Here is a 25,474-nt window from a genome sequence, read left to right on the forward strand (position 1 = left end):
TATTCTTTAAAGAGAAGAGGTCCATCAGGGGTTGTAGGCGCCCTGCGGCAGGTTCAGGCCCGCGGTGTGGAAGGCTGAGCTCAGGGCCCCGCCCCGGAAGGCGCCATGATCCGCCGCCTCCAGATGATCCAGGAGGTGAGACAGGTTCGCCCCGCTGGGCACCGTGGGCACACCCAGGTCCAGGGCCAGCCCAGGCAAGGTGAGGTCGTCCAGAAAGGTGCCTTCCTCCCGCACGACCTGCCCACGCAGCGTGTACTGGTCCGTGGGGCCTGTATGAGTGCGGAGGCTGGCGGATGGCACCACCACCGCGTCCACCCAGTCGGCCCGGCCGCCCTTCTGATCCCGGTCGGCGTGGGCGGCGTACTTCAGGTCCTCGCCGCAAAGCAGGCCCGCCACCGTGACGCTGTCGCCGAAGCTGAAGTTCCGGGCCGGCACCACGCGCAGGTGGCTGCCCACCGCGCGGTTCAGCTCCGCGGCCACGCGGGAGAGGGTCGGGGCGAAACTGGAGCCCGTCAGCAGCAGCACCCGGCGCCCCGCGAAACCCTTCGCCCGGGGGCTCTTGATGAATCGGCGGCTGTGTTCCAGGAAGCGGCGCACCAGACCCACCCCGTTCTCCAGCTGGGCCCAGGACCGCGAATAGAAAGCCCGTCCCGGCACCTCGATACCCGCCCGGGTGAACCACTCGTCCGCCAGCAGCAGCCAGGGCTCGCCGTCATTGGCCCTGGTGTACTTTCGCACCTCGGGCATCCACCGGGCCACCCACTCCCGCGCGAATGCCGCTTCCACATCCTGCACCACAGGCAGGTTCTCCCGGTGAGCCGTGAGCCCCACGGGGACGCAGGACAGGCTCAGGACGCTGCCCCTGCCCTCCTTCCTGCGCGCCCACAGGTCATCCACCGTCTGCTGCCAGATGGCCCCGTCGTTGAGCCCGGGCGCCACCACGGCCTGGGTATGGACGTCGATGCCGCCCGCCAGCAGCCGGTCGATCTTCTTCAGGATGTGGCCCTCGCGAGGATTGCCCACCACCTTCACCCGGGCCTCGGGGTCCGTGGCGTGGACGGAGACGTGGATGGGGCTCAGGCGCTCGCGGATGATGCGGTCCAGCTCGGCCTCGTCGCTGCTGGAGAGGGTCGTGAAGTGGCCGTAGAGGAAGGAGAGGCGCACGTCCTCGTCCTTGAGGTAGAGCGACTTCCGGAAGCCCTTGGGCATCTGGTGCACGAAGCAGAACACGCAATTCTGCTTGCAGACTTTCACCTCGTCCTGGGCGAGGTCCACGCCAAGCCCTTCCCCGCCGTTCTCCACGGAGGCCTCGAAAGAGCTGCCGTCCGGCCGCTGGACGAGCAGGTCCGTCTCGTCCCGCTGGGTCACCAGGAACTGGTAGTTCAGCTGGTCCAGCACGGCCTCCCCGTTGATGGCCAGAAGGGTGTCGCCCGGGCGGATCCCCGCCTCCTCGGCCAGGCTGCCGGGTTCCACCGCGATGATCTGCACGCCTTTCTGGGCCAAGGGACGCTCCGTGTGCTCCGGAATTCCTGCGGAATTCCGGAATATGGATTGTCTCATCGCAACGGCCTTATGGCTTTTCCTATTCTCCGGCCCGCCAGGGCCGGGGCTCCGGTGGGCCTGGCGTGAGAACCAAAGACCGAGCCCGGCTTGGCCGGGCTCGGTCGCGGGGGTCCGGGGTATTCGCGCAACGGAGCGAAGCGAGGAACCCCCCGAAGAAACGATCAGGCTGTCGTTTTCGCCTGCTTGCGGGCCTCCACCACCTTGTCGGCGTCCCGGCCCACCAGCTCCTGCAGGTGGTGGAAGGACCAGGTGAAGGAGCCGACGCCCATGGTGAGGCTGCGGAGCTCCACGATGACGTCGCTCATCTCCGCCTGGGGGATGTAGGCGGAGACCACGTCCCAGCCCTTCCAGCCGGGCTTGGCGTCAAAGCCGAGGACCTGGCCTCCACGCCTTCCGGTCACCAGGCGCTGGGCCTTGGGCGTGTACTCGCTGGGGACGCTGATGTGGACCTCGGAGATCGGCTCCAGCAGCACGGGGTGGCAGACGGGAGCGGCCTCGGTCATGCCGATGCGGGCGGCGGTCTTGAAGGCCATGTCGGAGCTGTCCACGGTGTGGTAGCTGCCGTCCACCAGGGCCACGTGGATGTCCACGACGGGGAAGCCCAGGGGGCCGCGCTTCATCCAGTCCACGACGCCGTGCTCGATGGCGCCGAAGAAGTTCTTGGGCACCACGCCACCGACGATGCGCTCCTCGAACTGGAAGCCCGTGCCGCGCGGCAGGGGCTTGACCTCGAACCACACGTCGCCGAACTGGCCGTGACCGCCGGTCTGGTGCTTGTGGCGACCATGGACCTTGGCGGCCTTCGTGAAGGTCTCGCGGTAGGGGACCATGGGCGGGTTGGCCTGCACGTCCAGGCCGAAGCGGCTCTTGAGGCGGTCCAGGGCACATTTGAGGTGCACCTCGCCCTGGCCCCAGAGGATGCGCTCCTGGGTCTCGGCATTCTGCTCCACCTGGAGGGAGGCGTCCTCCTCGCAGAGCTTCTGGAGGGCCAGCGACAGCTTCACGTCGTCGCCGCTCTTGGCGGTGTGCAGGCTGAGGGCCAGCATGGGCTGGAGGGGCTCGGGCCAATCCAGGGTCACCTTCGCGGCGGGCGTCAGGGCTTCCCGCGTGCGCACTTCGTCCATGCGGCCAAGCGCCACCACCTCGCCGGCGGAGGCCTTCGTCTGCTTGATCTGCTGGGACCCGAAGAGCCTGTTGATGCCGCTCACACGGTTGCCCGCCAGGATGACGCCGTCGGCCACCTCGCCCCGCCACACGCGGGAGATGCTCAGCTTGCCCACATGCTGGGCATGGACGCTCTTGAACACCTGCACCAGGGTGTCCTTGCCTTCGGGGATGCCCAGGCGGGCAGCCGTGGCGTCCACCCGGGGAGCCTCGTCGCACAGGGCCTGGAAGAGGCGGCGCACACCCGCGTCCTTGTCGGCGGACCCGAAATAGACCGGCACCAGCAGGTCGTCACGGACGTCCTTGGCCAGGTCCTCGGAGACTTCCTCGAGGGAGGGCACCACATCGCCCAGCAGCTCTTCCATGAGGTGGTCGTCGAAGTCGGCGAGCTTCTCCAGCATGAGCTGGCGGGCCTCGTGCTCCTCGGGCAGCACGGATTCGGGCATCTGCTTGAGGTCGGCGTCCTTGCCCGCTTCGTACTTGTAGGCGTGCTCGCTGATGAGGTCCACATAGCCGGTGACCTGGTCGCCCTCCTTGATGGGGATCTCCACCAGCACCAGCGGGCGCTCGGAGATCTGCTGGAGGGCGTTGAGCACGTCCTTCAGCTTCCCGGCGCTGCCCGCCGCCTCCAGCTTGTTGATGAACATCACGTGGGGGATCTTGTGGTCATCGAGGAACTTCAGGGCCGGGGCCGCCATCAGGGCGCGGGCGGGATCGGGGTCGCACACCACCACGGCGACGTCCGCCGCCATGAGGGCATGCACCGCCTCCTGGCGGAACTCGACCGAACCCGGGCAGTCGATGAGGGTCCAGGCCTCGCCCTGGTACTCACAGGAGGCCAGGCTGGCCTCGACGCTCATCTGGCGGGCCTTGGCTTCCATGGAGGCGTCGCCGACGGTGGTCCCCTCCTTGACGGAGCCCTTGCGCGGCAGGGCGCCCGCCACGAAGAGAAGGCTCTCCATCAAGGAGGTCTTTCCGGAGAGGTAGGGGCCCACGATGGCCGCTACGCGTGGAGTTGACTGAGAATTTCCGCTCACAGTGCCTCCTGATTGTGGGTGTTGGATATCGACCGCCCCAAGTGTTCCGATCTGCCCATGCCCTGGCAACCCAAAAAAAAGCCGCCCGGGAAAAGGCGGCTTAAGTCACAAAATAGCGGCAGTTCAGGCTAGTTGCGGAGGGGTTTTCCCGTTTTCAGGATGGCGTCCATGCGGGCCTGGGTCTTCTCGTAGCTGCAGAGGCGGGCGAAGGCCTGCCGCTCCAGCTCGAGGATCCGCTCCTCCGTGATCTCCTGGACGAGGCTCACGTCCCCGCCGCAGAGGATGTTGGCCAGCTCGCCCATGATGACGGCGTCGTGCTCGCTGGCGAGACCCTGGAGCTGGAAATCCTTGACCGCCAGCTTGAGGGCTTCGCTGCCGCCCAGCCCCGGCAGGCGCAGGGTGCGCTCCTTCACGGGCTGGAAGTCGGCGGCCATCTTCAGGACCTCCTGCTTGGCCTCGTGGAGCAGGAAGGCCTTGTTCATCACGCGGCGGTCCGTGCGGCGCAAGTAACCATTGCGCTGGGCCTCGTCGAAGCTGGTGTTCACGTTGGCCGTGCCGATGGCCTGGAAGGCGGCCTTCACCTTGGGCATGGGGCCCAGCTGGCCCTTGGCGGCCAGGGCGTCCTCCATGCGGAGCAGCATCTGGAGACAGCCGCCGCCGGCGGGAATGACGCCCACGCCCACTTCCACCAGGCCCATGTAGAGCTCGGCGTGGCCCACGGCCCGCTGACAGGCCATGGTCATCTCGCAGCCGCCGCCCAGGGCCAGGTTGAAGGGGGCCGCCACCGTCGGGAACGGCGCGTAGGTGAGCATGCGGCCGGCGTACTGCAGGCGCCGCGCCACCTCCTCGATCTGGTCGAACTGCTTGTCTTTGGCCGCGTTCAGTACCATCACCAGGTTGGCGCCGGCGCTGAAGTGCTGGCCCTGGTTGCCCACCACCAGGCCCTTGAAGCGGCCAGGCACGTGCTTCTGGACCGTGTCCTCCATCAGCATGATGATGCCGTCGTCGAGGGCGTTCATCTTGCTGTGGAAGCTCAGGCAGGCCACATCGTCGCCCAGGTCGTAGAGCTGGCAGCTCCCGTTCTCGGCGATCACCTTGCCGCGGCCCTCCTCGCGCTTGAGGATGATGATGCGCTTATCCTCGAGGATGGGATCGTAGGTCAGGGTCTTGGGGTTGAGCTGCGCCACAGGGACGCCGTGCTCCCAGCGGTAGAAGCTGGTGATGCCCTTGGCCAGCATCTGCTCCACGAGGGGCGGTACGGGCAATTCCTCGAATTTCATGCGGGCCACGACCCGCTCGACGCCCAGGGTGTCCCAGGTCTCGAAGGGCCCCAGCTCGAAGGCGAAGCCGTTCTTGATGGCGCGGTCCACGTTCAGGGGCCCGTCCGTCACTTCGCCCAGGCGGTTCACGGCGTAGGTCAGGTTCGGCGCAATGCAGCGCCAGGCCAGGCGTCCGGCCTCGCTGTCGCTGGTGAGCAGCGTCTTCACCTTCTCGGCGGGGTCGTCGATGCCCTTCAGTTCCTTCAGGATCGGCCAGTCCCGCTTCACCTGGGGCACGTACTCGCGGGTGGCGGGATCGAGGGCCAGGAAGGTCTTCTTGCCCTTGGCGTCCTTGGGGCCCTTCTTGAAGAAGCCCTGCTTCGTCTTGTTGCCCAGGAGCTTGTTGTCCAGCATGTACTGCAGGAACTCCGGGAACTTGAAGACGTCGCGCACCTCGTCGTTCGGGCACAGATCGTAGACGTTCTTCGCCGTGGCGGCGAGGATGTCCACGCCCGCAAGATCCGCGGTGCGGAAGGCCGCGCTCTTGGCCCGGGCGGCGGCGTCGCCCAGCACCGAGTCCAGCACCTCGAAGGGGATCTTCTCCTTCAGGGCCAGCTGGAGGGTGGCCATGATGCTGTGGATGCCGATGCGGTTGCCGATGAAGGTGGGACTGTCGTAGGCCGGCACCACTTCCTTGCCGAGGGCCTCCTCCAGCCACGTGCGGAAGGCCTGGGCCTCCTTCTCGTCCACCTCGGGGCCCTTCACGAACTCCAGCAGGCGCAGGTAGCGCACCGGATTGAAGAAGTGCGTGATGACAAAGTGCTTCCGGAAGGCGTCCCCGCGGCCCTCCACCAGCAGCTTCAGCGGGATGCCCGACGTGTTCGAGCTGACCCAGGCGCCGGGCTTGAGGTGGGCCTCCAGGCGGCCGTACAGCTCGCGCTTGATGGCCAGGTCCTCCTTCACCACTTCCACCACCCAGTCGCAATCGGCCAGGCGGTCGAGGTGGTCGCGCAGGTTGCCGGGCCGGATCTTCTTGAGGTATGAGGCGTGCATGGCGAGGGCCGGCTTGGCTTTCGCCAGGCCCGCCAGGGCGCCTTCCGCCAGCTTGTCGGGGGCCGCCTCGTCGATGACGATGTCCAGCAGCTCCACCTGGCAGCCCGCGGATGCGACGTGGGCCGCGATGCCCGAGCCCATCACGCCGGACCCGAGGACACCGATTTTTTTGATGTTCATGGGAAACCTCGAAAGGAATTGGAACCGCGAAAACCGCTAAATCGCGCGAAAGGAAAATGGCCTTTTTAGCGTTATTTCGTGATTTTCGCGGTTAGATCTTCTCGATGATGGACGCGATGCCCTGCCCGCCGCCGATGCACATGGTGGCGATGCCGTACTTGCCGCCGTCGGTCTCGAGGCGGTTCAGCAGGGTGGTGATGATGCGCGCGCCGCTGGCGCCGAGGGGGTGGCCCACGGCGATGGCGCCGCCCCAGGCGTTCACCTTGGCCATGTCGTAGCCGCCCTCGCGGATCACGGCCAGGCTCTGGGCCGCGAAGGCCTCGTTCAGCTCCATGGCGTCGATCTGGTCGAGCTTCAGGCCAAAGCGGTCCAGCACCTTCTTCACGGCCGGGACGGGGCCGATGCCCATGCGGTCCGGCTCCACGCCGGCCACGGCGCCGCCGATGATGCGGGCGCGGGCCTTGAGGCCCAGGGACTTGGCCAGGCCCTCCTCCATGACCAGCAGGAAGGCGGCTCCGTCTGTAACCGGCGAACTGTTGCCGGCGGTGACGCACCCGTCGGCCAGGAAGGCGGCCTTCAGCTCGCCCAGCTTCTCCAAACTGGTGTCGGCGCGCACGCACTCGTCCTGCTGGAGGGTGACGGGCTTGCCGTCCAGGCCCTTGGTCTCGAAGCGGACGATCTCCCGCTCGAACTTCCCGGCCTTCCACGCGGCCGCGGCCTTCTGGTGGCTCTGGTAAGCGAACTCGTCCTGGTCCTTCCGCGAGATCTTGTACTCCTTGGCCAGGTTCTCGGCCGTGATGCCCATGGAGCAGTAGGCCTCGGGGTAGTGCTCGGTGAGGTAGGGGTCCACGCTGGGGTTGAAGCCCATCATGGGCACCTTGGACATGCTCTCCACGCCGCCGGTGAGGAAGAGATCGCCCTGGTTCGCCATGATGGCCCGGGCGGCCATGAGCATGGTCTCCTGGCTGCTGCCGCAGAACCGGTTGATGGTGGCCGCGCCGGCGGTGATGGGCAACCCCGCGCGGAAGCTGACGAGGCGGGCCATGTTCATGCCCTGCTCGCCCTCCGGCATGGCACAGCCGACCAGCACGTCCTCCAGACCGGACCAGTCCTTCAGCAGGGGCTTGATGGCCTCGATGACCACCGCGCCCAGGTGCTCCGGGCGGGTGGCGGCGTAGGCGCCCTTGACGCCCCGGCCGATGGGCGTGCGCTTGGCTTCGACGATGACTGCGGATCGCATGGAACCTCCGGATGGGGACTCTCTGAAGAGCTGGGTTTTGGTGAGCCTAGCAGCCATGTGCGCCAGAGAAAGCACCTACCGTAGGTCGGGAACGGTCCTACCGTGGGTCGGATGATGGGCGGGTCGCCAATCTCATCCGGTCTCCTTGACGGGGTTTGGTGGTGGACTGATCTTTTCCCGGCGCTGGCCCCCCTCGCCATGGGGCTTGTCATGTGATGGCTCATGCAGGTTCACCCTCGGGGAGGATCCATGCCCCTGACGGAGTCGTACCTCAGCCCCCGCCGCATCCTGACCGTGATCCTGGCCGGCGGGAGGGGCCGGCGCCTCCACGACCTCACGGACTGGCTCTCCAAGCCTGGCCTCGATTTCGGCGGCCGGTTCAAGATCATCGACTTCGCCCTCTCGAACTGCGTGAACTCGGGCTTCCGGAAGATCGCCATCCTCACGCAGTACAACTCCCACCGGCTGCTGGAGCACCTCCACTTCGCCTGGAGCTTCCTCCCCGGGTCACTCCAGGAGTTCGTCCACGTCTGGCCGGCCCAGCAGGACATGTCCAAGGAGGCCTGGTACAACGGCACCGCGGACGCCGTCTTCCGGAACCTGGACAACATCCGCCGCTACGACCCGCTGAATGTCCTCATCCTGGCGGGCGACCACGTCTACCGGATGGACTACAAGTACTTCCTGGCGGACCACCTGGACCACGACGCGGACATGACCATCGCCTGCCTGGAGGTGCCCCGCATCTCAGCCAAGGGCTTCGGCATCGTCCAGGTGGACGAGGACGATCGGGTTCGCGCCTTCGTCGAGAAGCCGGCGGAGCCGCCGTGCATTCCGCACCATCCCTCCCAATGCCTGGCGAGCATGGGGATCTACCTGTTCAAGGCCCCCTTCCTCTTCGAGGAGCTGGAACGCGGCGCGCAGGAGGAGACTGGTCACGACTTCGGCCACGACCTGATTCCGAATCTCGTGAACCGCGCGAAGGTGTTCGCCCACCGGTTCGAGCGCAGCTGCGTGCCCAACGAGGCCAGCCCGGAACCCTACTGGCGGGACGTGGGCACGGTGGATTCCTACTGGGAGGCCAACATGGACCTGGTCTCCGTCCGCCCCGCCTTGAACCTGTACGATGACTGCTGGCCCATCTTCACCCGCCAGGAGCAGCTGCCCCCGGCCAAGTTCGTCCTCAGTGGCGCCGCCCGGCAGGGCTATGCCATCGGAAGCCTGGTCTCCACCGGCTGCATCATCTCCGGCGCCCACGTCCGCAACTCCCTGATTTCCACCCAGGTCCGGATCCACTCGAACAGCCGCGTCGACGAATCCGTGATCCTCCCCTTGGCCGACATCGGCCATCGCGCGCACCTCAGGCGGGTGGTGGTGGACCGCGGCTGCCGCATCCCGGCGGGTCTGGCCGTCGGATTCGATCCTGAAGAAGACGGCCGCCGATTCTACCGGACCCCCAACGGCGTCACGCTGATCTCCCAGGCGATGATCGAGCGGCTCGGTACCTGACGTATGCGCATTCTCTTCGCGGGCACGGAGTTCTATCCCCACGTGGCGGTCGGCGGGCTGGCGGACGTGATGGCCGCCCTCCCTTTGGCCCTGAGGGCCCGGGGCGCCGACCTGCGCCTGCTGCTCCCGGGCTTCCCGGCCCTCCTCCAGGCGGCGGCTCCGCTGGCCCCGATCCGCCAGCTGCCGGACCTCATGGGCGGGGGTGCCGCGCGACTGCTCCTCGGCCGCACCCCCGCGGGCGTCCCCGTCTACCTGCTGGACCAGCCCACCTTCTTCGGGAGCGGACCGCCCTACGAGGACCGCGTGGACACGCCGCGGCGGTTCGCGGCGCTGTCCTGGGCAGCGGCCCGGCTCGCGAAGGAGGGCGACGACGGCTGGTGCCCGGACATCCTGCACGTCCATGACTGGCCGGTCGCCCTCGCCCCGGCCTACCTGGCCTTTGAACCCGGCCCCCGCCCCGCCGCCCTGCTCACGATCCACAACCTGGCCTACCAGGGCATCTTCCCGAAAACCCTCCTCCCGGACCTGCGGCTGCCCCTGGAGCATTTCACGCCGGCCGACCTGGAGTACTACGACCAGATCTGCTTCCTGAAGGCCGGGCTTGTCCATGCCGACCGCATCAGCACCGTGAGCCCCACCTACGCAAGGGAGATCCAGGATCCGTTGAAGGGCGGGCTCCATGGCCTCCTCGCCGAGCGGGGGCGGGACCTGGTGGGCATCCTGAACGGCGTGGACGCTGGCGTGTGGACGCCAGCCGGGAACCTCCACCTGGCTTTCCCCTATGACCTGGACCGCCTGGACCGCCGGGCGCTCAACAAGGCGGCCCTCCAGCGGGAGCTGGGGCTGCGGGAGGACCCGGATGCGCTCCTCTTCGCCATCGTGAGTCGCTTCGCGCCCCAGAAGGGTCTCGACCTCGTGCTGGAGGTCCTGCCGCGCCTGGCGCGCCTCGGCGCCCAGCTGGCGGTCCTGGGCCAGGGGGACGGGGCGCTGGAGACGGCTTTCCGCGCCGCGCCACGCCGGTATCCGGGGCGCGTGGCGTCGCGGATCGGCTACGACACCGGCCTCTCCCACCGCTGCTACGGCGGCGCGGATGTGATCCTCGTCCCCAGCCGGGAGGAGCCCTGCGGCCTCACCCAACTCTACGCCCAGGCCTACGGGGCCCTGCCCCTGGTGCGGCGCACGGGCGGCCTGGCCGACACCGTCCGGGGTCCGGACGACACGCGGTCCGGGGGCTCCGCTGCGACGGGCTTCGTGTTCGAGGAGGCCACGGCCGCGGACCTGGCCGGCGCCCTGGACCGCGCCTGCGCCCTGTACCGGAGCGACCCCGCCGCCTGGCGGACCATGCAGCGCGCGGCCATGGGCCAGGACAGGAGCTGGGACCGGCCAGCCCAGGCCTACCTCGATCTCTACCACGCGATGGTGGCGCGGAGCGGCTGATCCCTCAGACCGGCGGCATCTGGCAGGAGGCGGCCACCGCGGCCGGCAGATAGCAGTTCCGCACGTAGTCCATCACCATGCGGTCGGAGTTGAAGCGCCAGGCCAGCGTCCGGATGGAGCGCTTCACCCGCTGCACCCAGGCCCGGGGCACGCCGGCGGCATCGCGGTCGTAGTAGCAGGGGACCACCTCCTCCTCCAGCACCCGGAAGAGCGACTCGGTGTCCCGCCGGTTCTGGACCTCCCCATCGGCATGAGACTCCCCGCTTCCGATGGCGAAGCCGTTCTTCCCGTCGAAGGCCTCCGCCCACCATCCGTCGAGCACGGAGATGTGCAGAGCGCCGTTCATGGCCGCCTTCATGCCGCTGGTGCCGCAGGCCTCCAGGGGGCGCACGGGGTTGTTGAGCCAGGCGTCCACGCCCTGGTAGAGGTTGCGGCCCACGTGGATGTTGTAGTTCTCCACGAACACGATCCGGTTCCGGAATCGCGGATCCTCCAGCAGGTGGTTGACCTTCTGGATGAGGCCCTTGCCGCGCTGGTCCGCCGGGTGGGCGCGCCCCGCGAAGATGAGGTTCACCGGCCGGGTGGGATGGTTCACCAGGGCCGCAAGGCGGTCCAGGTCCGTGAAGAGCAGGTCCGGGCGCTTGTACGGGACGAACCGCCGGGCGAAGCCGATGGTGAGCGCGTCGGGGTCCAGCGGCGGCGGATCCACGGGCGGAAGGCCCAGACGCGCGCGGGTGGCGGCCACCCGCTCCCGGACGAACCGCAATGTCCGGGCCTTCAGCACCTGCTTGATCTCCCAGATCTCCGCCGAATCCACGGCCTCGATCTTCGTCCACAGGTCGTGGTGGACCATGCCCTCCAGCCAGTTGATGCCGATGCGCGACTCGAAGAGCTGCTCCATCTCCGTGGCCAGCCATGTGGAGACGTGCACGCCGTTCGTGATGTGCCCGATGGGGACCTGGGCCTCGGGCCGGCCGGGCCAGAGGCCGGTCCACATAGCCCGCGACACCACGCCATGGAGGGCCGACACGCCATTGGCCCGGCTGGACTGCCGGAGGGCCAGCACCGTGGGCATGAAGGGCGACCCGTGGTCTCCGGGATTCACGCGGCCCAGGTTCGCCACCTCCTGGACCGGGAGCTTCAGCCCCTCCGCCAGGGGGCGCAGGTGCTCTTCCGCCAGCTCCACCGGGAAGCGGTCGTGGCCCGCGTCCACCGAGGTGTGGGTGGTGAACACCGTGGCCGCGGCCGATTCCCTCAGGGCCGCCCAGGGTTCCAGGCCATCGGCCTGCACCCGGTGCCGGGCCCGCTCCAGGATGGCGAAGGCGGTGTGCCCCTCGTTGAGGTGGAACACGCTGGCGGTGATGCCCAGCTCCCGCAGCGCCCGCGCGCCCCCCACGCCGAGCATCAACTCCTGCTGGATGCGCATGCGCTGGTCGCCGCCGTAGAGGCGGGCCGCGAGGGCCTGGTCCGCCTCGCTGTTCTGGGGGTCGCGGGTATCCAGCAGGATGAGGCGCACGCGGCCCACGCAGGCCTCCAGCACCTGGGCCCAGACGGTCCGTCCCGGCATCTCCACCCCCACCCGGGCGGGTTCGCCCCGGGCGGTGAGCGCGGGCCGCAGGGGGAGGTCCTTCAGGTCGAAGGGTTCCAGCACGTCCTGCTGCCAGAACGACGGATCCAGCACCTGGCTGGTGTAGCCCTGGTGGTACAGGAGGCCGACCCCCACCAGGGGAACGCCCAGGTCGGAGGCCCCCTTCAGATGATCGCCAGCCAGGATGCCGAGGCCGCCCGAGTAGATGGGGATACACTCGTGGATGCCGAACTCCATGCAGAAGTAGGCCACCGGCCGCGTGCTCAGCGGGCCCGCGTGGAAGAGACCCCAGGTGGTCACGGGATGCAGGAACTCGTCCAGCTGGCGCAGGGCGCGGTCGATCCGCGCCGGCACGTCCACCTCCATGGCCCGGTTCTCCATCTGCCGTGTGTCGATCTGGCGCAGCACGGAGATGGGGTTGCGGTGGGCGCGCTGGTACAGGTCCAGGTCCAGGTCTCGGAAGATGGAGCGCACCTCGGGCCGCCAGGTCCACCAGAGGTTCTGGGTGAGCCGTTCGAGCTTCTGCCGCAGGATTTCCATGGCGCAGGCCTCGATTCTCTGGCGGGTATTCTACGCTTCATCTCCAGGCTCGGCCGCCAGGAAGACCACGCCGAGGGGTGGGAGGGTCAAGGCCAGCGAGTGGCCGTGCCCATGCCGCGGGATGGGTTCTGGACACAGTCTCCCGGGGTTCAGGAACCCCTGGCCGCCGTAGGCCTCGGCATCGGTGTTCAGGAGTTCCCGGCAGCCCGCCTGGAAGGGAACACCCACCCGATAGTCCCGGTGGACCATCGCCGTGAAATTGAGGATCACGACGGTGGTGTCGCGGGGACCGGCGCCCCTCCGGAGCAGGGAGAGCACGCTGTTGGCGCGGTCGCCACACTCGATCCAGGCGAAGCCCCAGGATTCGCAGTCGCCCTCGTGGAGGGACGGCCGCGCCCGGTGCAGCGCGTTCAGGTCCCGGAGCAGATCGTGGATGCCCTTGGGCTCCGGCTGGTCGAGCCGCTCCCACTCCAGCGCCGTCGAGTGGTTCCACTCCCGCGTCTGGCCCAGCTCCGTTCCCATGAAGACCAGCTTCTTGCCCGGGTGGGCGAAGGCCCAGGCCAGCAGGAGCCGCAGGTTCGCCAGGCGCTCCCACTCGCTGCCCGGCATGCGTCCGAGCAGGCTCCGCTTGCCGTAGACCACCTCGTCGTGGGAGAGCGGCAGCACGTGGTTCTCCGTGCCGTGGTAGAGCATGCTGAAGGTCAGCTCGTCCTGGTGGTACCGCCGGTGGAGCATGGTGCGGGCGAAATAGCCCAGCGTGTCGTGCATCCAGCCCATGTTCCACTTGAAGCCGAAGCCCAGGCCGCCGACAGATGTGGGCCGGGAGACCATGGGCCAGGCCGTCGATTCCTCGGCGATGGTGAAGGCGTCCGGATGCTCCGCGTAGACCGTCTCGTTGAAGCGGCGGAGGAAGGACACCGCCTCCAGGTTCTCCCGACCTCCATAGCGGTTGGGGATCCACTGGCCCGGCTTCCGGCTGTAGTCCAGGTAGAGCATGGAGGCCACCGCGTCCACGCGCAGGCCGTCGATGTGGAAGCGGTCCAGCCAGTACAGGGCGTTGGAGATGAGGAAGGTCTGCACCTCCCGCCGCCCGTAGTTGTAGATCAGGGTGCCCCAGTCCATGTGGCGGCCCTGGCGGGGATCGGCGTGCTCGTAGAGGTGCGTCCCGTCGAAGAAAGCCAGGCCGTGGGCGTCCCCCGGGAAATGGGCGGGCACCCAGTCCAGCACCACCCCGAGACCCGCCTGGTGGAAGGCGTCCACGAAGGCCTTGAAGTCCTCCGGCGTGCCGTAACGCCCCGTGGGCGCGAAGAGGCCCAGCGGCTGATAGCCCCAGGAACCGTAGAAGGGGTGCTCGCCGACCGGCAGCAGCTCCACGTGGGTGAAGCCCAGGTAGCGCACGTAGGGGATGAGCTGTTCGGCGATCTCGCGGTAACCCATGTAGCCGCCGTCCGGGCGGCGGCGCCAGGAGCCCAGGTGCACCTCGTAGGCGCTGAACGGCGCCCGGTGGATGGGGACGCAGCCCCGGGCCGCCATCCACTTGGCATCGCCCCAGGCGTAGTCGCCCAGGCCGTGCACGACGGAGGCCGTGCCGGGAGGAACCTCGCAGCGGAACGCGTACGGGTCCGCCTTCAGGGGGAGCAGGTTCCCCCGCGGGCCGTGGAGCTCGAACTTGTAGAGCTCGCCCGGCCCCACGTCCGGAACGAAGCCCTCCCACACGCCGGCGTCGCTGGGTCGCATGGGATGCCGGCGGCCGTCCCAGGCATTGAAGGGCCCCACCACGCTCACTCGGTGGGCGTTGGGCGCCCAGACCGCGAAGGCCGTCCCCGCCACGCCGTCCACGACCATCGGATGGGCCCCCAGCTTCTCGTAGGCCCGGCGGTGCGTACCCTCGGCGAGCAGGTGGTGGTCCAGCGGCCCCAGCCGCGACGGGAACGGGGTCCGGGGCATCAGCATCCTCCGCTCCAGAGGCCTCCGGACAGCTGGATCCACACTCGCAGCGCCTCCGTGGCGCTCCAGGCCTGGGCGTCGCAGCCCCGCTGGGCATGGGGAGCGTCGCCGTCCATCAGTTCCGGCAGGTGGCCCACGCAGCCCTCCGCGAGCGGCGTCTCCAGGCTTCCCAGGATGGCCCGGGCCGCGGCCACAGCCTCGGGCGCCTGGTCCCAGGCGGCGGCGAGGGCCTCGCAGAAGGTGGGCAGCAGCCAAACCCAGGCTGTGCCGTTGTGGTAGGCGGGCTTGCGCCGGGTGTCCTCCTCGCCTTCGTAGCGGCCCCAGTACGGATGCTGCGGGTCGTTCAGCAGGTGGCCCGCGGCGTCGCGGATCTCCAGCGGCGCAGCCACGGGAAGCGGCGCCAGGCTCCGCAGTGCGCCGGGCACCAGGAGGTGGCGCTGGGCCGCTTCCACGACCCTGCGGGCACGGGCCCCCTGCAGGAGCCCCAGGCTTACGAGGAAGAGCTGGTTCGGGCGCAGGTGGTCCTGGGGGAGGCCCTGGGCCGCGGGCACCCCCGCCGGTGCGGCCAGCAGGTCCGCGTACCAGCCGGAGGCGGGCAGCCAGAAGCGGTCCAGCGAGGCCTCGGCCTGGAGGGCCAGCGTGTCCCAGGGCCCGGAGGCCTCCCCGTCGAGCCTCGCCAGCTGGCGCAGCAGGCGGATCCAGAGGGCCTGGAGCTCCACCGGATAGCCCTCGCGCGGCGTGCCGGCGGGATGGGCCGTGTCCATCCATGTGAAGTGGGCGGGGCTCCAGACCAGGGCGGAGGCCGGATCCACGCGGATCCCGTTGGGCGTGCCCGCCAGGTAGCCCGCCGCCAGGCTGTGCAGCACCTCTCCCAGGGGCCGCCCCCTGGCGTCGGCCGCATAGGCCTCGGGACCCAGGGCGGCGGCGGCCTCCTCGAGGGCGAGGGCGAACCAGAGCGACGCGTCGGAGGTGTCACGGTCCCCATCCTCCGAGGCCGCCAGGCGGTTGGGCAGCGTGCCCTGCCGCTCCAGGGCGCCGAAGGTCCGGAGGATCTCCAGGGCCTCGCGGGTCCACCCCCCGGCCAGCAGGCCGCGCACGGCGATGAGGGTGTCGCGGCCCCAGTCGAGGAACCAGGGATAGCCCGCGATGACCGTGGTCCCCGCCCCCCGGCGCGCCAGGAAGGCCACGCAGGCGGTCTCCAGCTGCCGGCCGAAGCTGTCCGCCTCCGGCCTTCCCGGGGGACGCGGTTCCAGGAAGGCCTTCGCGGAGCGCTCCCGCGGATCCGCGTCCACGGTGATCGACAGGCTGCCGCCCGGAGGCAGGGGCAGCTCGAACCAGCCGGGGCTCCAGGCATCCCCCTGCGCCCGCATCCCCCGGCCGGCCTCCACGGGGTGCGGGATACCCCGGCACCACTCGGGCTCGGGGTGGTAGGCACCCCCTTCGCTCCAGACGCGCAGCTCGCGGTCCGGCGCCAGGCGGATCTGGAAGCCCGGACGGCCGATCAGCGGGGTGGTGGCCGCGACGAAGTGGCGGTCCAGCTCGGGGTTCCAGGACGTCTCTTCGTGGAAGCTGCGGTCCTCCAGATCCAGCCGCACCGTGAGATCCACGCGGATTTCTCCGGAGATCTCCTCCCCCGCCCCGCGGCTGAACCGCAGCACCACCGCGTTCCGGTCCTCCGGCATCTCCGCGTCGAGGTGGACGGGCACCGTCCGGCCATCCCCGGCGTGGGCCCGGAAGCGCCATCGCACCGGCGGGCCGGGCTCGAATCGCTCGAGGTTGTCCGCGCCGAGGGCCGAGAGGAACCCGTCGGCGATGACCCAGGCCCGGAGCCGCTTCGCCAGCACCTGGCGGTCGCAGGGCAGGTCCGGGTGCAGGTTCGCGCCCAGCAGGCAGTCGTACTTGGAGGCGATGGTCCCCAGGTCCGCGTGCAGCCGGGCCATGCCGCCGCGGCCATTGGTGAGCAGGGCCAGCCCCGATACGCCGTGGCCGGAGAAGCGCGGGAGCGCCGGGCAGAACCGGAGCGCGCCCCGGATCGGGGGCCCTTCCTCACCGAAGCGGTCCAGGTGGAGGTCCGCCAGGCCGGCCGCGTCGCCCAACCGCGGGGGTAGCGCGGCGAGGTGCCGTCCGCCGGCCGGGATCGAGCGCAAGTTCAGATCCGAAACTCCGACAGCACGGAGCGTCGCGGAGAACGGCAGGGCATCCTCAATGAGGACCCAGTGCCCCGGTGGCACGGGCAGGATGCGGGCCGCATCCCCGGGCCCCCAGCGGACCACGGCGGGATAGCCTTCCCCGCTCGCCGCCGCGTCCAGGGCGCCGAGCAGATCCGCCGAGGCCCGCACCGGGTCAAGGCGCGGCAGGCCCGCCAGGAAGGCCGCGGGATCCCGGTCCACCCGTGCCGCCAGCAGGCGCCAGTCGCAGGGCCCGATGGCCTCGACGGGGATGGCCTCGGCCAGCCGCTGGAAGCCCCAGGCGGCCTGGGCCCGCCGGGCGCGGTAGGCCTCGCCGGAGAGCCCTGCGGGGGCAGGCCGGTCCGCCAAGCAGTGGGCCGCGCCGGGGTGGAGGACGAACCGCACGCGACCGCCGGAGCGCCGGATCTCCGGCGGGGTGCCCAGCAGGTCCCGGGCAGGCGCACCCAGGCTGTTCCAGACCGACTCCGTCAGGACCAGCTCTCGGGGCTCGCGCACGTCCAGGTTCACAAGCACCAGGCAGCGGTCCGGGCCCTCGGCGGAGCGGCGGGCCAGCGCCAGCACCGGCGAATCCTCCGGGCTCAGGCGCGCCACCGCCGCGCCGTCGAAGAAGCAGGGATGCTCCGCCAGCAGGCGGTGGAGGGCCGCCAGCTCCGGCACGAGGTTCGGCTCGGCGCCCCAGGCCAGGCCCCGGGCCTCGTGGACATCCAGCTTTTCCGCCGCCAGCCACTCCACCCCGGCGGTGAAGCCGTAGGCCCCGCAATGGCTCGCCAGGCCGCAGAGCCGGGTGCGCATCAAAGACCAGGCGGCCCCTTGCGCGGCCAGGCGGTCGTTGTCGTGGGTCTCGCTGTAGTGCACCAGGGGGCCCATCCGCGGCGCCTGGCGGAGGCAGTGGTCCAGGTAGGCCGCCACTGCGCGCGGCTCGTAATTCTGGAACAGCTCCGAGTAGGCCCACTGCAGGCCGCCCTCACCCAGGAGTCGCTCCGTGTCCTCCCACCTTCCCCCCAGCCCCTCGAGGAGGAACGCGCAGTCGGGGAATTCCCGCCGGACCCGGGCGCCGAGGTACTGCCAGACGGGCATGGGCACCAGGTACCCGGCATCGCAGCGGAAGCCGTCCACCCCGCGGCGGCACCAGGTGAGCAGGGACTCGGCGACGGTCTCCCAGAAGGCCGGCGGACCGCCCTCCAGCTCCGCCAGGTCGCCCCAGGTGACGCCCCAGGCACCGGGGCTGTGGAAGCTCCCGTCCGGCTCGCGGCGGAACCATTCCGGACGGGTCTCCATCAGCCGGGAGCCCCAGCCCGTGTGGTTCACCACGATGTCCAGGAAGAGGCTTCCGCCCCGGAGATGCACGCCGTCCGCCAGCTCCCGGAATTGGTCCACGGCCGTGGTGCGCCGGTCGAAGACCACCAGGGCGGGGTCGATGGCCGTGAGGTCCAGTTGGGCGTAGGGGCTGCCGAAGCGCCCCATGCGGGCGAAGGTGGTGGGCGTCGGCCCCACCGGCAGCAGGTGCAGGATGCGGCAGCCCAGCGTGTCGAAGATGTGAGGCAGGCAGGCCGTGAGGTCCCGCAGGGTGCCCGAGGGCGGGATCACCGTCATCCCCTGCCCGTCGAGCTCCGCCCAGGCGGCCTCCCGGGCGGGATCCCGCGTCTCCCGGAAGGCGCGGGCGGGGCCGAACATGCGGGGGAAGGCGCAGTAGACCAGGTTGGCCGTGCGCAACCGGTCCGGCAGGACGCTCACGCCCAGGTCGTCCCCCGCCGGCCAGTGCTGGTAGCCGGCGGGATCCACCGCGTAGGCCTTGGCGCGGAAGGGGCCAGTCTCCGTGAGGACCAGGTCCAGAGACCAGCCGCCCTCTTCGACCTGGAGCGGCAGGTCCCGCCAGGCGGCCCCGGCGAAGGTGTGGGCCTCGCCCGGGAGGGTGCCGGCCCGCGCCAGGATCTCCTCCCGGGCGCGGTCGCCCCGGGTGAGGTTCGTACGGAGGAAGGCCCGCCAGCCCGCCTGCCCCGGCGCGGGATGGGCCAGGTCCACGCGCAAACGGTCGCCCACGTAGCGCACGACGTGGTCCCCAGGCGCGGGTGTCATGGCGGGTCGGAGCATCGCTCCCCCGGACGGACGTGCCTCCATGGTACGCCCGGGCAGACCTCTCTGCCGGATCCTCCGATTGCGGGTTCCCAGGCCCTGAGGGGGCCGGTCAGAATGGTCGCATCATGTCCAACGCCTCCGCCGCCCTCGAACCGCTCCTCGCCGAATGCCGCAAGGTGATCGTGGGCCAGCCCCAGCTGCTCAACCGCCTGGTGGTGGCCCTGCTCTGCCGCGGCCACGTGCTGCTGGAGGGCCTGCCGGGCCTGGCGAAGACGCGCACCATCAAGACGCTCGCCTCGGCCAGCCACACCACCTTCCACCGCATCCAGTTCACGCCGGATCTGCTGCCCAGCGACGTGGTGGGCACCCTGGTGTTCGATCCCAAGCAGCTCACCTTCACGCCCAAGCGCGGCCCCATCTTCGCCAACCTGGTGCTGGCGGACGAGATCAACCGGGCCCCCTCCAAGGTGCAGGCCGCCCTGCTGGAGGCCATGGAGGAACGGCAGGTCACGCTGGGCGAGGAGAGCTTCCGCCTGCCGGATCCCTTCCTCGTGCTGGCCACCCAGAACCCCCTGGAGCAGGAGGGCACCTTCCCCCTGCCAGAGGCCCAGATGGACCGGTTCCTCTTCAAGCTCCGGGTGGACTACCCCAAGGCCGAGGAGGAAGTGGAGGTCCTGCGCCGCGCCCACCTGAACGGCGACGAGGTGAATCCCGTGGTGGACGCCGCCAGCCTTCTGGCCGCGGGCCGCGAAGCCCAGAAGGTGCGGCTGGACGACGCCATCCGCACCTACATCGTGAAGCTGGTGCAGGCCACGCGGCCCGGCCACGGCAAGGTGTGGAAGGGCAAGGAGCTGCTGCGCTGCGGCGCCAGCCCCCGGGCCTCGCTTTCGCTCCAGGCCTCCACCCGTGCCCTGGCCTACCTCCAGGGCCGCGACCACGTGCTGCCCCAGGACGTGGTGGACCTGGCCCCGGACGTGCTGCGCCACCGCCTGCTGCTCACCTTCGAGAGCGAGGCCGATGGCGCCACCACGGACCAGGTCATCGCCCAGCTGCTCCAAGCCGTGCCCCGCCCCTGAGCCGGACCGAGCCCACCCTCCGGCTCAGCCCACAGGAGGTCCCATGCCCACCGCACCCCGGCCCAGAATCACCGGCATCACCCTGAACGTGCTCATGCCCGACGGCACGACCCGGGCCCACGCCATCGATCCCAACACCTCCGATGCGCTCGTGTGGAGCGACCGGGCCGTGCAGGTGTTCCGCAAGTTCTACGACAGAGGCGGTCCCGCGGAAGGCAAGCGCATGACCCGGGAGGATTTCCTCCAGCACTTTCCCCAGGCCGCGAGCCTCGTCGGCGACCAGCCCGACATCCTGATAAGCCCTGCGGTGGTGGACCAGCTCTGGACCCTGCCCAAGCCCGATGGCACCACCCCGGCGTTCCTCTGCAAGAGCACCATGAACCCGACGAACGGCTAGAAGAACCGGCTCTTCGGATTCAGGGCCCTGCCCCGGGCCCGGGCCCGGGCGGCGGCGTCGGCATCGCCGCAGGCATCCCGGAACTCGGCCAGGGTCATCCAGAACGAGGGATTCACCGGCCGGAGCCGGACCAGCGACCGGACCACGGCCTCTCCTGAGACGCGAAGGTCCGTCCTGTCCGAGCGCAGCATGAGCCCCGAGCGCAGCATGAGCACGGTGTAGTGGAGCCGGATGGTGCCCAGCTCCACCGGATCCTCCGTGGTGGATTCCAGGTGGGGAAGCAGCTCGCTGGCCTCATTCAGGTAGCCCCGGGCATCCCGGCCCTGCGCCTGGGCCCTGGTGGCGGCCGAAAGCAGCGCGTCCATGACATACGGCGCCAGGGTCGCCAGCGGGAGCTGGGCTTCCCGGGCCCGCTTGAACTCGGTTCGAGCCTGGGCCAGCACAGCCTCGGGATCCCGCCCGTCCCGGGTCATGGCCCGGGCCTGGGCGGCGCGGGCCATGAGGATGCCCCGGTGGAATCCCACATGATGGGGCTGGGTCTTCAGGGCGGCCTCGTAGGCCAGGACCGCCTCTTCGGCATCCGCCGAGGGATCCCCACCGGGATCCACCTCGGCCCTGGCGACGGCCAGGGCCACACTCCCGAAGTTCGCCTGGAAGTACGCATCATCGGGGTGCGCCTTCGCCTCGGTCCTGGCCTGCTGAAGGTGGGGCAGCACGGCGGCACGCTGGTACGTGCCCCTCAGGCGGGCATGGTCGATCCAGGCCAGCAGAGCGGAGTTGCGGATGTTCATGAGGACGAGGTGCGTCGGGTCCAGGCGGAGACCCTGATCGGCGGCGGCCATGGCCTCCTGCAGCCGCGGCGAGGGATCCGCCCCCCGGCTCATCAGGCGGTAGCCCTCGGTCCGGAGCACAGAGGCCCTGGCCGTGGAAGCCTCGACTTCGCCGGGATCCCTCCGTAGCGCCTCCTCCGCGTCCGTCTTGGCCCGGGTGAGCCAGGCCCCGGGATCCTTGTCCCTGAAGGCCAGGAACCGCGCCATCTCTCCCTGGGCCCGGGCCCGCCAAGCCAAAGGTCCGGCGGCGGTGGGCTCGAGCCGGGCCCAGCGGTCGGCCACGGCCACCTGAGCCAGGACCGGGACCTCCGGGTCCGCCCCGGTCTGCCAGCCCTGCGCCACCGCCTCTTGCCAGCGCCGCAGATCCAGCTCGAGGAGGTCCACGTCGCAGGGGGCCCGGAGTTCCGCCTCCGCAAGGGCCCTGCCCGCGGCCTCCAGGGCCGGCCTGGCCACCGCCGCTTCCTGGGCGAAGCGGGCCTGGGCCAGCCAGGCCTCAGCCTCCAGGCGCAGGGCCTCATAGAACCAGGGGGCCTGCGCCTGGGCCTCCCGTGCCAGCCGGATGGCTTCCTGGGGCTGGCCCTCCATCAGCATGAGCAGCCCGGTCCGGAACGCCTGGGGTTCGAGGCTGGCGCTGGCGCCCCGGCGGAGCCAATCGGCCGCGGGCATCCTCAGCGTCCCCTTCAGTTCGTCGAGCCGGCGCCGCCGGAGCTCCGGATCCGGCAGGGCGGAGGCCTTGCCCAGCTCGATCTGGTAGATCGCTGCCAGGGCCCGGCCCTCGGCATGGGCCGCCTCCGGCGTCCGGAACCCCAGAGCCCAGGCCCGTTCCAGCTGGTGCCGGGCCCCGGCGGGATCGTCCAGGGCCAGGCGCGCCCGCCCCAAGGCGTAGGAGCCCGGCGGCGCGGCCAGCGATCCCGCGGCCTGGACCTCCTGGGACAGCGCCTCGACCCGGGACCGGAGATCCGCCTGGTCCCGGGTCAGGTCCCTCGCCGGCTGGATGCGCAGGTAGCGGGCCAGGGCCTCGATCCGTTCCGCGGCCTGGGCGAACCGCTGGGCGTAGGCGGCCTGGGCCTGGGCCCGCAGCCGCTCCCTCAGGGCGAATCCGCCGAAGACGGCGGCGGTGAGGAGGATCGCCGCCGAAGCCGTCACCAGGGCCTTGTGCTTCCGGATCCAGCGCCCGAGCTGCTCCATGGGCGTGGCCGCGCGGGCCTGGATGGGCTCGCCGTCCAGGATGCGCTGGAGGTCGTCCCCCAGGGCCCTGGCCGTGGGGTACCGGCGGCGCGGATCCTTCTGGAGGCAGGTGAGCACCACGGTGTCGAGGTCGGCCGGGATCGTGGGCACCAGCCGCCGGACCGGCACGGGATCGTCCCTCACGATGCGCGACATCCGCTCGAGCCCTTCCCCTTCGAAGGGCGGATCCCCGGTCAGCAGTTCGTAGAGGGTGGCGCCCAGGGAGTAGACGTCCGTCCGGCGGTCCAGCAGGGCCGTATGCCCGCGGGCCTGCTCGGGCGACATGTAGCTGACGGTGCCCATGACCCGGCCGGTCTCCGTGAGCCGCCCGTCCCCGAGGCCCCGGGCCAGGCCGAAGTCGAGCACGCTGGCCCGGGTGGATCCATCCTCCAGCCGCTCCACCATCAGGTTGGCCGGGTTCAGGTCCCGGTGGATGAGCCCCATGCGATGGGCCGCATGGACCCCTTCGCAGACCTCCTTCATCAGGCGGAGCAGCTCTTCCAGCGACAGGGTGCGGGCGGCCTGGAGGAAGGTCTCTCCGGCGATGAACTGCATGACGATGTAGGGCTGGCCGCGCCATTCGCCGATCTCATGCACCCGGCAGACGTTGGGGTGATCGACCCGGGCCTGGAGCTGGGCCTCGTGGATGAACCGCCGGATGAGTTCCGGATCGTCCCGCCGCAGGAGCTTCAGGGCCACCACCCGGCGCAGGCGCGTGTCCGTGGCGCGGAACACGCGGCCCATGCCGCCTTCGCCGAGCAGCTCCAGGGATTCGAAGCGGCCCCAGCGCTCCATGGTCCGGGCCCGGAAGATGCCGCTCTGCCGATGGGCCGCAGGAGGGAGGACTGATTCGAGGGCGGGATCCGATGGATCCGCCAGGAGGGCCACCTCCGGCAGGACCCCGTCCGGCGTCCCCGGCGCCTGAGCCGTGACCTCCAAGGACCAGTGGGTCGAGTCCGCCGCCTGCAGGTCGGCCAGGTCCTGCTCCAGCATCCGCCGGTCCCCTTCCGCGAGGCGCCCGGTGGCGACCAGTTCGTCGAGCCCGCGGGAGGCGGCGTCGGAGGGCTCGAGCAGGCCGCGGGCCACGGCCAGGGCCAGCACCCGCTCCTCAGCGGTCGCCATGACGGCCTTCCCGCACGATCCGCTCCCGTTGAACCGTTCATGGTGCCCCTTTTGGGGCTGCAGGTGAAGCACTTCCCGGGTTGACCCCCCCCATGCGGGCCGGTCAGACTGGCCCTGGCCCCGGCGCCGGAAAGGAGGTTCGATGGGACGACAATCCGACCTTTCCGAACCTCCGTCGTGGTGCGCCGCCCGCTGAGGCGGCCATCCCCGGCTCCCCCGAATCCGCACCCTGAATGGGATGGCGGCGCGCTCGTCTGCGCCCCTTCCAAGTCTCCGGACCGGCCATGATCCACCGATTGCTTGACAGCGTCTGGGGCCAGGCGATGAACCTTCTGACGGCGCCCATCCGGCGCCGGCGCTGGATCGACCTGCTCGTGTTGGCGGCCCTCGCGGGCACCCTGGCAGCGCTCTGGCTGGTGGGGAAGGAGTGGGCTTCCGTCCAGCGACCCACGGTGGTGATCGACCTCAGCGCCTGGGCCCTGCCCAAGTACCTCCTGCTCTCCCTGATCCGCGCCGTGGCCGCGTACCTCGTGTCCCTCGCCTTCACGCTGGTGGTGGCCTACTGGGCGGCCAAGGATCCCCTGGCCGAGCGCATCCTCGTCCCCATCCTCGACATCCTGCAGAGCGTGCCCCTCCTGGCCTTCCTCCCGCCGGTGCTGCTGCTCATGCTCACGCTCTTCCCCCGCAGCAACATCGGGCTGGAGCTGTCGGCCGTGCTGCTCATCGTCACCTGCCAGGCCTGGAACATGGCCTTCAGCTTCTATCAGTCGCTGAAGACCATCCCGAAGGAGCTGGAGGAGACCTCGGGCCTGTACGGCTTCACCTGGCTCCAGAAACTGCGCTGGGTGGAGATCCCCTTCGCCACGCCGGGCCTGGTGTGGAACTCCATGGTGAGCGTGGCCAACAGCTGGTTCTTCCTCATGTCCGCCGAGGCCTTCCGGGCCGGCGACAAGAACTTCCAGTTGCCGGGCGTGGGTTCGTACATGAACACCGCGGTGGAGCAGGGCAACGGCCGGGCCCAGATCTGGGCCATCCTGACCATGCTGGTGCTGGTGGTGCTGCTGGATCAGCTGGTCTGGCGCCCCGTGGTGGCCTGGTCCCAGCGGTTCCAGGTGGACGAGGGCGCCGAGGTGGACCCGGGCGACAACTGGCTGCTGCGGCTCTTCCGCCGCTCCCGCCTGCTCAAGTGGCTGGAGATGCGTCGCAACCAGCGGCTGCAGCAGCGGACCCCGCGGCCCACCCTCATCCGCAAGGCCCAGCAGGAGATCGAGCGCCCGGGCCGCCTGCTCTCCTGGGTGGCCGCCTCCGCCATGCTGGGAGTGCTGGCCCTGATCGCCCTCGGCGGTGTCTCTGTGGTGCGCCTGCTGGCGGAGGTGGACGCCGCGAAATGGGTACAGCTGCTGAAGGCCGGCGGCGCCTCCCTGTCCCGGGTGCTGCTTTCCACGCTCCTCGCCACCCTCTGGACGCTGCCCGTGGGGCTGTGGATCGGCATGTCCCCGGTCTGGTCGAGGCGCCTCCAGTCCGTGGTCCAGGTGGCGGCCTCCTTCCCCTCCTCCCTGATCTTCGCGTCCCTCATCATGGTGTTCAGCTCCCTGGGCATCGGCCTCGGCGTGAGCTGCGTGCTGCTGATGGTGCTGTCCACCCAGTGGTACCTGCTCTTCAACATCATCGCGGGAGCCCAGGCCATCCCCGCGGACCTGAGGGAGGCCTCCAAGGCCTACCGGATGTCCCTGTGGAAGCGCTGCTGGAACCTCTATTTCCCGGCGGTCTTCCCCTTCCTGGTCACGGGCTGGGTGACGGCCACCGGCGGCGCCTGGAACGCGAGCATCATCACCGAGATCGTCACCGCCAAGCAGCACACGCTCCGCACCTTCGGCCTGGGGGCGGAGGTGGTGCTGGCCACCGAGCGCGGCTCCATGCCCCACCTCGCCGCCAGCGCCCTCCTCATGGCGGCCATGGTCGTCCTCTTCAACCGCCTCGTCTGGGTGCCGCTCTACCGCCTGGCCGAGACCCGCTACGCGCTCAACCGCTGAGGTGGAC

The 25,474-nt window shown here is 70.1% G+C and carries 13 protein-coding genes; 5 read left to right on the plus strand and 8 right to left on the minus strand.

The features are described 5' to 3' along the window. Nucleotides 1-24: 24 nt before the first annotated feature. From MLG87_RS04770 to MLG87_RS04785, 4 genes are all read right to left on the minus strand, one after another. Nucleotides 25-1,503, minus strand: coding sequence for a DUF512 domain-containing protein (locus tag MLG87_RS04770; protein ID WP_243294057.1), 1,479 nt, complete (start codon nt 1,501-1,503; stop codon nt 25-27). Nucleotides 1,504-1,724: 221 nt separating this feature from the next. Further along, nucleotides 1,725-3,764, minus strand: a complete 2,040-nt coding sequence (locus tag MLG87_RS04775; protein WP_341848574.1) for an elongation factor G — start codon at nt 3,762-3,764, stop codon at nt 1,725-1,727. Between the two features lie 128 nt (nt 3,765-3,892). Then, nucleotides 3,893-6,256 carry a 3-hydroxyacyl-CoA dehydrogenase/enoyl-CoA hydratase family protein gene (locus MLG87_RS04780; RefSeq protein WP_243294059.1) on the minus strand — a complete coding sequence of 788 codons (2,364 nt, stop codon included), beginning with the start codon at nt 6,254-6,256 and terminating at the stop codon, nt 3,893-3,895. Between the two features lie 91 nt (nt 6,257-6,347). Then, complete coding sequence (locus tag MLG87_RS04785; protein ID WP_243294060.1) at nt 6,348-7,496, minus strand: thiolase family protein; 1,149 nt, start codon at nt 7,494-7,496, stop codon at nt 6,348-6,350. A gap of 249 nt (nt 7,497-7,745) precedes the next feature. On the opposite strand from MLG87_RS04785, the gene glgC reads away from it, so the two are divergent. Then, on the plus strand, nt 7,746-9,005 hold the full coding sequence (gene glgC, locus MLG87_RS04790; protein ID WP_243294061.1) for a glucose-1-phosphate adenylyltransferase: 1,260 nt from the start codon (nt 7,746-7,748) through the stop codon (nt 9,003-9,005). 3 nt (nt 9,006-9,008) lie between these two features. Continuing rightward, nucleotides 9,009-10,442 carry a glycogen synthase GlgA gene (gene glgA / locus MLG87_RS04795; protein WP_243294062.1) on the plus strand — a complete coding sequence of 478 codons (1,434 nt, stop codon included), beginning with the start codon at nt 9,009-9,011 and terminating at the stop codon, nt 10,440-10,442. Between the two features lie 4 nt (nt 10,443-10,446). On the opposite strand, the gene glgP is transcribed toward glgA, so the two are convergent. From glgP to MLG87_RS04810, 3 genes are read right to left on the minus strand one after another with little or no spacing between them, the layout of a single operon-like run. Next, nucleotides 10,447-12,570, minus strand: coding sequence for an alpha-glucan family phosphorylase (gene glgP / locus MLG87_RS04800; RefSeq protein ID WP_243294063.1), 2,124 nt, complete (start codon nt 12,568-12,570; stop codon nt 10,447-10,449). A gap of 30 nt (nt 12,571-12,600) precedes the next feature. Continuing rightward, nucleotides 12,601-14,517: a 1,4-alpha-glucan branching protein GlgB gene (gene glgB / locus MLG87_RS04805; protein WP_243294064.1), complete on the minus strand. Its 1,917-nt coding sequence runs from the start codon at nt 14,515-14,517 to the stop codon at nt 12,601-12,603. Beyond that, nucleotides 14,517-18,797 (minus strand): amylo-alpha-1,6-glucosidase, encoded by a 4,281-nt coding sequence (locus tag MLG87_RS04810; protein WP_243294065.1) that lies wholly within the window; start codon nt 18,795-18,797, stop codon nt 14,517-14,519. Before MLG87_RS04810 ends, glgB begins: the two co-directional genes overlap by 1 nt. 110 nt (nt 18,798-18,907) lie before the next feature. Between MLG87_RS04810 and MLG87_RS04815 the strand changes: the two genes are divergently transcribed. Both MLG87_RS04815 and MLG87_RS04820 read left to right on the plus strand, forming a co-directional pair. Further along, nucleotides 18,908-19,858: an AAA family ATPase gene (locus MLG87_RS04815; protein WP_243294066.1), complete on the plus strand. Its 951-nt coding sequence runs from the start codon at nt 18,908-18,910 to the stop codon at nt 19,856-19,858. 43 nt (nt 19,859-19,901) lie between these two features. Then, nucleotides 19,902-20,255, plus strand: a complete 354-nt coding sequence (locus tag MLG87_RS04820) for a hypothetical protein (protein ID WP_243294067.1) — start codon at nt 19,902-19,904, stop codon at nt 20,253-20,255. Here the strand turns inward: MLG87_RS04820 and MLG87_RS04825 are convergent. Beyond that, nucleotides 20,252-23,434: a protein kinase domain-containing protein gene (locus MLG87_RS04825; RefSeq protein ID WP_243294068.1), complete on the minus strand. Its 3,183-nt coding sequence runs from the start codon at nt 23,432-23,434 to the stop codon at nt 20,252-20,254. The two genes, MLG87_RS04820 and MLG87_RS04825, sit on opposite strands and share 4 nt — an antisense overlap. Before the next feature lie 284 nt (nt 23,435-23,718). On the opposite strand from MLG87_RS04825, the gene MLG87_RS04830 reads away from it, so the two are divergent. Then, entirely contained in the window at nt 23,719-25,467 is a 1,749-nt protein-coding gene (locus MLG87_RS04830) for an ABC transporter permease subunit (RefSeq protein ID WP_243294069.1), read from the plus strand. Nucleotides 25,468-25,474: the final 7 nt, after the last annotated feature.

Source organism: Geothrix mesophila (genome assembly GCF_022808835.1).
In the GTDB taxonomy this organism is placed as follows: Bacteria; Acidobacteriota; Holophagae; order Holophagales; family Holophagaceae; genus Geothrix; species Geothrix paludis.